The organism is Janthinobacterium sp. BJB401, assembly GCF_013372745.1.
In the GTDB taxonomy this organism is placed as follows: Bacteria; Pseudomonadota; Gammaproteobacteria; order Burkholderiales; family Burkholderiaceae_D; genus Janthinobacterium; species Janthinobacterium rivuli.
Map to the genome: position 1 here is coordinate 19,684 of NZ_JABXFH010000062.1, position 8,187 is coordinate 27,870.

7 protein-coding genes are annotated in these 8,187 nt (G+C 63.3%); 2 read left to right on the forward strand and 5 right to left on the reverse strand.

From position 1 onward, the window contains the following. Positions 1-100: 100 nt before the first annotated feature. Both HWE17_RS25970 and HWE17_RS25975 read left to right on the forward strand, forming a co-directional pair. The gene (locus tag HWE17_RS25970) at positions 101-2,260 is read left to right on the forward strand and encodes a DEAD/DEAH box helicase (protein WP_082127541.1); all 2,160 of its coding nucleotides are present in this window, start codon (positions 101-103) and stop codon (positions 2,258-2,260) included. 437 nt (positions 2,261-2,697) lie between these two features. After that, positions 2,698-4,353, forward strand: coding sequence for a PAS domain-containing methyl-accepting chemotaxis protein (locus HWE17_RS25975; RefSeq protein ID WP_176390771.1), 1,656 nt, complete (start codon positions 2,698-2,700; stop codon positions 4,351-4,353). Between the two features lie 97 nt (positions 4,354-4,450). Here HWE17_RS25975 and bamE read toward each other — a convergent pair whose 3' ends face one another. The 5 genes from bamE to HWE17_RS26000 are packed head-to-tail and all read right to left on the reverse strand — an operon-like array spanning position 4,451 to position 7,887. Next, positions 4,451-4,759, reverse strand: coding sequence for an outer membrane protein assembly factor BamE (bamE, locus tag HWE17_RS25980; RefSeq protein WP_176390772.1), 309 nt, complete (start codon positions 4,757-4,759; stop codon positions 4,451-4,453). Continuing rightward, positions 4,756-5,544, reverse strand: a complete 789-nt coding sequence (locus tag HWE17_RS25985; RefSeq protein ID WP_176390773.1) for a hypothetical protein — start codon at positions 5,542-5,544, stop codon at positions 4,756-4,758. Before HWE17_RS25985 ends, bamE begins: the two co-directional genes overlap by 4 nt. Positions 5,545-5,592: 48 nt before the next feature. Continuing rightward, the gene (locus tag HWE17_RS25990; RefSeq protein ID WP_176390774.1) at positions 5,593-5,952 is read right to left on the reverse strand and encodes a nucleotide pyrophosphohydrolase; all 360 of its coding nucleotides are present in this window, start codon (positions 5,950-5,952) and stop codon (positions 5,593-5,595) included. Next, entirely contained in the window at positions 5,949-6,410 is a 462-nt protein-coding gene (locus HWE17_RS25995) for a GNAT family N-acetyltransferase (protein ID WP_176390775.1), read from the reverse strand. Before HWE17_RS25995 ends, HWE17_RS25990 begins: the two co-directional genes overlap by 4 nt. Before the next feature lie 34 nt (positions 6,411-6,444). Beyond that, on the reverse strand, positions 6,445-7,887 hold the full coding sequence (locus tag HWE17_RS26000) for a cytochrome P450 (protein WP_176390776.1): 1,443 nt from the start codon (positions 7,885-7,887) through the stop codon (positions 6,445-6,447). Positions 7,888-8,187: the final 300 nt, after the last annotated feature.

Genomic DNA, 8,187 nt, shown 5'->3' on the forward strand with positions numbered 1-8,187 from the left:
GTTCTGCCGCCTCGTTCCACCCGGTAAGGTCCAGTAAAGAGTAAACTAGCAGATACACTCTTTCGCATTGGGCGATTCGAGCGAACTTGTGAGTGATTTCATGTCTGATACACCAATTTCCTTATTTTCCGACCTTAACCTGAGCGAGCCGCTGATTCGCGCGCTCAAGGATGTCGGTTACGAAACACCGTCGCCTATCCAGGCGGCCACGATTCCATTATTGCTCGCGAACCGCGACGTGCTGGGCCAGGCGCAAACAGGCACGGGTAAAACCGCCGCCTTCGCCTTGCCGATCCTGTCGCGCATCGATCTGAAACAAAGCTCACCCCAAGCCCTGGTCCTGGCACCGACGCGCGAACTGGCCATCCAGGTCGCCGAAGCGTTCCAGGTGTACGCCGCCCACATTCCCGGCTTCCACGTGTTGCCGATCTACGGCGGCCAAAGCTACGGCCCGCAGCTGTCGGCCCTGCGCCGCGGCGTGCACGTCATCGTCGGCACCCCAGGCCGCGTCATCGATCACCTGGACAAGGGTTCGCTCGACCTGTCCAAGCTGAAAACCCTGGTGCTCGACGAAGCCGATGAAATGCTGCGCATGGGCTTTATCGACGACGTCGAACGTATCTTGAAAGAAACCCCGGAAGGCCATCAAACGGCCCTGTTCTCGGCGACCATGCCTTCCGTCATCAAGCGCATCGCCACGACCTACCTGGTGAACCCGGCCGAAGTGACGGTTGCTGCCAAGACGGGCACGGCCGACAACATCCGCCAGCGCTACTGGCTGGTGTCGGGCATGCACAAGCTCGACGCGCTGACCCGCATCCTGGAAGCGGAAGCGTTTGACGGCATGATCATCTTTGCTCGCACCAAGCTGGGTACGGAAGAGCTGGCTGGCAAGCTGCAAGCCCGTGGCTTCTCGGCTGCCGCCATCAATGGCGACATCCAGCAAGCGCAGCGCGAGCGCACGATCCAGCAGTTGAAAGACGGCAAGATCGACATCCTCGTGGCAACCGACGTGGCCGCCCGCGGCCTGGACGTCGAGCGCATCAGCCACGTCGTCAACTACGACGTGCCGCACGATCCGGAAAGCTACACCCACCGCATCGGCCGCACGGGCCGCGCCGGCCGCAGCGGCGAAGCGATTTTGTTCATCACCCCGCGTGAAAAGAACTTGTTGAAAGCCATTGAACGCTCGACCCGCCAGCCGATCGGCATGCTGGAACTGCCGACGATCCAGGCCGTCAACGACGTGCGTATCGCCAAGTTCAAGGAGCAAATCAGCGAAACCCTGGCCCTGGGCGAGCTGGAACAGTTCCAGTCGCTGATCGAGGATTTCGAACGCGAGCAAAACATTCCCGCCATCGAAATCGCCGCCGCCCTGGCGAAGATGGCGCGTGGCAATACGCCGCTGCTGCTGGACAAGAACAAGGCGCGCGAGCAAGCCACGTGGCAGGACGACCGTCCTGTGCGCCAAGACCGTTTTGAACGCAACGACCGTCCGGAACGGGGCGACCGCTTCGACCGTAACGAGCGCAGCGACCGTGGCGAACGCCCGGCCTTCCCGAAAAAGGAGCGCATTCAACGTCCAGCCGACGCCGGCATGCAGACCTTCCGCATTGAAGTCGGTCATCAGCATGGCGTGAAGCCAGGCAATATCGTGGGCGCCATCGCCAACGAAGCGGGCATCGATTCGAAAAACATCGGCCGCATCGAAATCTATGACGACTACAGCGTCCTGGACTTGCCAGACAGCATGCCGAAAGAATTGCTGGACCAGCTGAAAACCGTGTGGGTCGCGGGCCAGCAGCTGCGCATCAGCCGTGACGGCGACGCGCCGGACCTGGCGCCGCCAGCCGCGCCACGCAAGCCGTTTGCCGCCAAGTCCGCGCCAGCGTTCAAGGATGCGCCAGCGGACGCGGGCGACGCAGCACCTGCACCGCGCGCGCCGAAGAAGGAACGTCCACGCCCTGGCGTGACGGCCTACCGCATCGAAGTGGGCCGTGAGCACGCTGTGACGCCAAGCAACATCGTCGGCGCCATCGCCAACGAAGCGAACCTGGAAGCCAAGCATATCGGCCGCATCGATATCTTTGACAACTACAGCGTGCTGGATCTGCCGGAAGGCATGCCGCCGGAAATCCTCGACCACCTGAAATCGGTCGTGGTATCGGGCCAGAAACTGCGCATCAGCCTCGATGACGGCACGACGGAGCGCAAGCCTGCGCCACCGCGTCCGAAGTCGCCGCGCAAAACGTTCAAGTAAGCCATCCCCACGGGCGCTACGGCGCCTGTGTCGCGGATTGGAGACACATCCCCCACTGGCGCGTTCGCGCCAGTTTTTATTTTCCCTCAAGAAATGAATATTGTTGCCGCGTTATTGTTGGCGGCAGGCGTCGCCATGCGCTGGTCATGACGGCAGTCTTCCTGCGTCTTTTTATCGGCACATACGCCGTATTTATCGCCTGCCACGCAGATACATAATTTTTTATTAATTATTGTGTGTGCGCGTAATTTGAATTTTGCATTCAATAAAATCAATCAAGTTGAATCAAAGTAAATTCTAAAAAATAAATGAATTGGTTTTTATTAAATTATTTGACCAGTGTCACTGTCGCCGAAGCGATATATCAAGGGTGCTTGATGTGGTATATTGTTTTTATGTTTTTGTTATGCTAGTTGAAAAAAAATAGAGGAGCGACGATGCGGGTCAATACGCCTATCACGCAAAATGAATACGTATTAAATGAAGGCATGACGATTGTTTCCACGACGGATTTACAGGGAAACATCAATTACGCCAATCAGTATTTCATTGAAGTCAGCGGTTTTTCAGAAATGGAACTGCTGGGTGCGCCACAGAATATCCTGCGTCATCCCGATATGCCGGCCGAAGCGTTTGCCGACCTGTGGGACACCATCAAGACGGGCATGCCGTGGACCGGCATGGTCAAGAACCGCTGCAAGAACGGTGATTTCTACTGGGTCTTCGCCAATATCACGCCCGTGATCGAAAACGGCCGCCCGATCGGCTATATGTCCGTGCGCACCAAGCCCTCGCGCGAGCAGATCAACGAAGCGGCAGCCCTGTATAAAAGTTTCAAAGACGGCAATGCCGCCAAGCTGGCGATCCGCAATGGCCGCGTCGTGCGCCAGGGCTGGGCCGCCAAGCTGGCCGAATGGCGCAAGCTGACCTTGTCGCAAGACCTGGCCTTCCATTGCATCGTCTTTGGCGTGGTGCTGGCCATCCTCGGCTGCGCCGTGTGGAATATCGATGGCGACACGAGCACGGCCACGCGCAGCTGGCTCAGCGGTGCCGCCGCCGCCGCCGTCGCGCTGATGCTGTATTTCTGGGCCCATCTGCACAATTCCCTCGTCGCTCCGCTGGGCGACGCCGTCACGATGGCGCGCAAGATGGCCGGCGGCGACTTGACGGGCGTCATCGACAAGGTGCGCGACGACGACATGGGCCAATTGATGGCGGCCTTGCGCCAGACCAACATCAACTTGCACAGCATCATCGGCGACGTGCGCGCCAACTTCGAGGATATCCGCATCACCACGGCCGAGATCGCCACGGGCAATATGGACTTGTCCAGCCGCACCGAATCGCAGGCGTCCAGCCTGGAACAGACGGCGGCCAGCATGGAAGAGCTGACGTCCACGGTGCAGAACAGCGCCGACCACGTGGACACGGCCAACAAGCTGGCAGCGCAGGCGTCGACCGTCGCGGCCAAGGGCGGCACCATCGTCAGCGAAGTGGTCACCACGATGGACGAGATCAGCACCTCGTCGCGCAAGATTCTCGACATCATCGGCCTCATCGATGGCATCGCCTTCCAGACGAATATCCTTGCCTTGAACGCGGCCGTGGAAGCGGCCCGCGCGGGCGAGCACGGCCGCGGCTTTGCCGTCGTGGCCGGCGAAGTGCGCAGCCTGGCGCAGCGCTCGGCTACCGCCGCCAAAGAGGTCAAGAATCTGATCGACCATTCGATCGCCACCGTGAATGCGGGCAGCGTGCTGACCAGCAATGCGGGCGCCACCATGACGGAAGTGATCGCCTCGGTGGCCCGCGTGACGGAAGTGATGGACGAGATTTCCTCGACCACACGCGAGCAGAACCAGGGCATCGGGCAAGTCAACCAGGCCGTCATCCACATGGATGGCATCACGCAGCAGAATGCGGCGCTGGTGGAGCAGGCGGCCGCGGCCGCCAGCAGCCTGGCGCAGCGCACCGAGAGCGTGGCCCAGTCGATCGGCATCTTCAAACTGAAGGCCTCGCCCAAGCGCAAGGCTGCCGGTGTGGGGCGTAGCGTGGGTGCGGGCGTGGCAGCAAGGGCGCTGTTAAAGGCCAGGTAGCAAAATGCTGGGGTCAGTCACTGCGTGATCGGAATGCTCCCCATTGGGGCGCATTCCCCCGTCGGGTCTGACCCCGGGTTTTGCCTGTGGGGTACTCTTACTGCTTCACCCGATACACTTCCCCGCTGCGCACCTTCTTCACCACCCCATCCCCGCCAAACAGAATCACGTACTCTCCCTGCGCGCCCGAGGCGGCCGGGTAGGTGTACATCCACACTTCATTGCCGCTGTCGAAGCGGATGGACGTGCTCTCGCCCAGCGCCGCGCGTACTTGCTCGCGCGTGCTGCTGCCTGCTTGCACCGTTTGCTCCAGCGTAGCGTAGGGCACATTCTTGCTCGCTTGCAAGGCGCGTGTGCCGGAGCAGGCGGCCAGCAGCATCAGCACGAAGACACTGAGCCACTTCATGGCGCCACCTCGTCCATATAGTTAAATTCCAGTAGAGTATCGTCGGGCCAGCTGGTGTCCCACAGGGGCGCGTAATACGTGCGGTCAAGCAAGACCTGGCAATCGCAGTAGGGCAGCGAGGCGGGGGTCTGCTCGCCGCCCGCGTACAGCATCTTGAATGGTAACGAAACCCTGCGCTCGCCATGCACGAGGGTCACGCCGAACAGGGGGCGGTCCGTGAAGAACAAATAGTTGCCGTCCGGTTCGGAACACACCTTGTCCGTGCTGTAGAGCATGCTGGACAGCCAGGCGATGATTTGCGGGTCGTTCGAGATCAGGCCCGAATCCATGCCGGCGCGGCATTCCAGGCGCAAGTCGCCCAGGCGCCGCGTGCCGGGCGGCAAGCCGGGCGTGATGACTTGCGCGCGCCAGCTCATGGTGGTGGCCTTGCGGTTGGCGATCAGCACGGCGTCTTCGCGCGCGGCCTGTGCATTGCGCACGGGGGCAAAGCTGTTGTCCTCGGCCAGGGGCAGGGGGATGCTGACGGTGTCGCCGGCGATGCGCAGCCGCACGCCCGTCATGTCCACACCGGGCTGGCGCGGCAGCAAGCGAAAGCGCAGCACCGCCTGCGGCGCCAGCGCATGGTCGCGCTCGAAGCGGTCCACGCCCTGCAGCATCTTGCGGTAGGATTTATCGACGGGGTCGCGCGTGGCGTCCACTTTGACTTGCGGCACGGGCGCGGTTTGCGCCAGGGCAACCGGGCCAGGGAGCAGGCAGGCAAGCAGCAGGGAAATAGGAATGCGCATGGCTGGATGCTACGCTTTTTTGCGCGGCGGCCACGCACGGGTGGCTGTTCAGTATTCGCTATATTTGCGCGCGTCGCCGCGCACCTGTTGCGCCGGGTATTTCTGCGCGTTCAGTGCCATCTTTTCCTGCACGGCAGCATGCAGGTCGACGCCGCTCTTGTCGGCCAGGCGCACCAGGTACATCAGCACGTCGGCCAGTTCGTGGCGGATGCCCGTGCGTTTGGCATCGTCGAGTTCGGCGTCCGCGCCCGTGGGCAGCCACTGGTAGTGCTCGGCCAGTTCCGCCACTTCGACGGACAGGGCCATGGCCAGGTTTTTCGGCGTGTGGAACTGGTCCCAGTCGCGCTCGTCGGCAAAGGCGCGCAGGCGCGCACGGATATCAGACAGGCTGTCGGCAGGCGCGCTCATGCGGTCACCTGCAGTGGTTTTTCCATGAAGACACTGAACGGGTCGTCGGGATAGTCGCCGTACGGCCCGCGCCGCTGGTAGCCGTGGCGCGCGTACAGGGCGATGGCCTCGGGCTGGTGGATGCCCGTCTCTAACGTCAGCAAGCGGCAGCCGCGCGCCAGCGCCTGTTCTTCCAGCAAGCTTAGCAGGCGCCTGGCCAGGCCCAGGCCGCGGCTATCCGGGTGCACGTACATGCGCTTGACCTCGCCGAATGCGGGCGTGACGACGATGGCGCCGCAAGCGCGCGCGCGGCCATCTGCATCGCGGGCGACGGCGAACAGCAGGGTGTCAGGCGGCAACGATGCCAGGTCCAGCGAGTAGACGCACTCGGCCGGGTACAGGGTTTGTTGATACGCATCAAGCTCGGCGATCAGGGTTTGCACGTCGGCTTGCTGCGGCGATTCCAGGCGGATAGTCATGGGAAGGTCGAATGTATGGGACTTCCCCATGGTATCACTGCGGTGGTGCCAGGCGCATCGTCAGGCCGATGGGCGACATCACAAAACCCATCAGCTCCTGCGCCTCGCCGCCATCGGGCGTGTCGACGCCGGCGATGTCGAAGCTGCCCAGCAGCATGGCCATGGCGATCTTGATTTCCAACAAGGCCAGATAGCGGCCGGGACAGGTGCGCAAGCCGCCGCCAAACGGCATGGTGGCGCGTTTGTTGTTCGCCTCGGCGCTGCCCTCCAGCCAGCGCTCGGGCCGGAACGCTTGCGCGTCGGGAAAGTGCGCATCGGACACGCTGTCGTGGCGCATCACGCACCACAGCATGCTGCCGGCGGGCACGGCCACGTCGCCCACCACCGTGTCGCGCAGCGCTTCGAGCGGAATGTAGGGAGCCACCGGTTTCAAGCGCATGGCCTCGCTGGCGCAGGCGCCCAGGTAGTCGAGGCTATCCATTTGCGCCACGCTGAACTGCGCCACGTCGGGCGCCAGGCGCCGCACTTCCTCGCGCGCCTTGGCCAGGCTGTGCGGATGGCGCTGCAGCAGGTAGATGATCCAGGAAATCGTGTTGGCCGTCGTGTCTTCACCGGCCAGCAGCATGGTCAGCACATTGCCGGCCACGGCGCGGTCGTTCACGCCGCTGTCCTTTTCGTCGGCGGCGGCGATCATGGCTTCGAGCAAGTTCGGTGGCCGCCCGCGCCGCGCGGGGTCGTGCGCCATGCGTTCGCGCGCCTGCTGCACCAGTTGCGCCACAGCCACGTCCAGCGCTGCCACGTCGCGGTCCAGGCGCCGGTCGACGGGCAGCTTGACGTAGCGCCAGTACGGCAGCATCGACAGGCTGCGCCGTGCCACGGCCGGCAGGATGGCGTCCAGGTGGCGCTGGATCACGTCCTCGCCCGATTCCAGCGTGTTGACTTCGCTGCCGAAGGCCAGCCCGGCGATGATGTCGACCGTGTAGCGCTTCAGGTCGCCATCGAGGGCGATGGCCTGGCCTTGCGTGGCGGCATGCTGCCAGCGCCGCTGCAGGCGCTGCGCCACCGTCACCAGCGCGGGGAAATACGCCTTGATGGCGCCCGGCGCCATGCCCGCCATCACCATGCGGCGCTGATTGCGCCACTCGCTGCCTTCGGCCAGGAAGACGCCGGGATTGCCACCCATTTCCACCGAAATCGTGTAGCTGCTGAGAGGGCGGCGGAAGCCGTCCGGGCGGTCGCGCAGCACGGCGGCCACGGCCTCGCTGTCGGCCACCACCAGCACCAGGGTGCGGCCAAACCAGGCGCGCACGAAGGGGCCATAGCGGCGTACCCAGCCTTCCACGTCGCGGTGGATGCGCGGCAGTCTCACTTGCATGGCGTTGCCGATGATGGGCAAGGCGAATGGTCCCGGCAACTGGCGGATCTGGCGCAGGGTGGCGGCGGGTGCAGGTGCGGTGACGTGGTCGAGTGGTGGCATGGCAAGCTCCTGTTGTCGTGGAACGATGGCCTGACTGTAGCGCGCTTGCGCGCACGCGTCTTGAACGAATACGACATGAACGAATACGACAGCGCGCGCGGCGCCGAAAATTGCCGGTACAATCGTCGCCATGCCTGCCGCCCCACCGCCCCTGACCCGTTTGATCGCGCCGCGCACCGCGCTCGCTTCCTGCGTGCGCGCCTTCCTCGTGCGCGACACCACGCATTGCGCGCCGCTGCCGCCCGCGCAGCGCCTGAACCGCTTTCCCGCCACGCCCATGTGCTGCCTGCTGTGGACGGT

Bases quoted from the DNA above. Each gene is read 5' to 3' on its own strand.
- bamE (WP_176390772.1), bottom strand. From the start codon at position 4,759: ATGAAGTGGCTCAGTGTCTTCGTGCTGATGCTGCTGGCCGCCTGCTCC.
- HWE17_RS25985 (WP_176390773.1), bottom strand. From the start codon at position 5,544: ATGCGCATTCCTATTTCCCTGCTGCTTGCCTGCCTGCTCCCTGGCCCG.
- HWE17_RS25990 (WP_176390774.1), bottom strand. From the start codon at position 5,952: ATGAGCGCGCCTGCCGACAGCCTGTCTGATATCCGTGCGCGCCTGCGC.
- HWE17_RS25995 (WP_176390775.1), bottom strand. From the start codon at position 6,410: ATGACTATCCGCCTGGAATCGCCGCAGCAAGCCGACGTGCAAACCCTG.
- HWE17_RS26000 (WP_176390776.1), bottom strand. From the start codon at position 7,887: ATGCCACCACTCGACCACGTCACCGCACCTGCACCCGCCGCCACCCTG.
- HWE17_RS25975 (WP_176390771.1), top strand. From the start codon at position 2,698: ATGCGGGTCAATACGCCTATCACGCAAAATGAATACGTATTAAATGAA.
- HWE17_RS25970 (WP_082127541.1), top strand. From the start codon at position 101: ATGTCTGATACACCAATTTCCTTATTTTCCGACCTTAACCTGAGCGAG.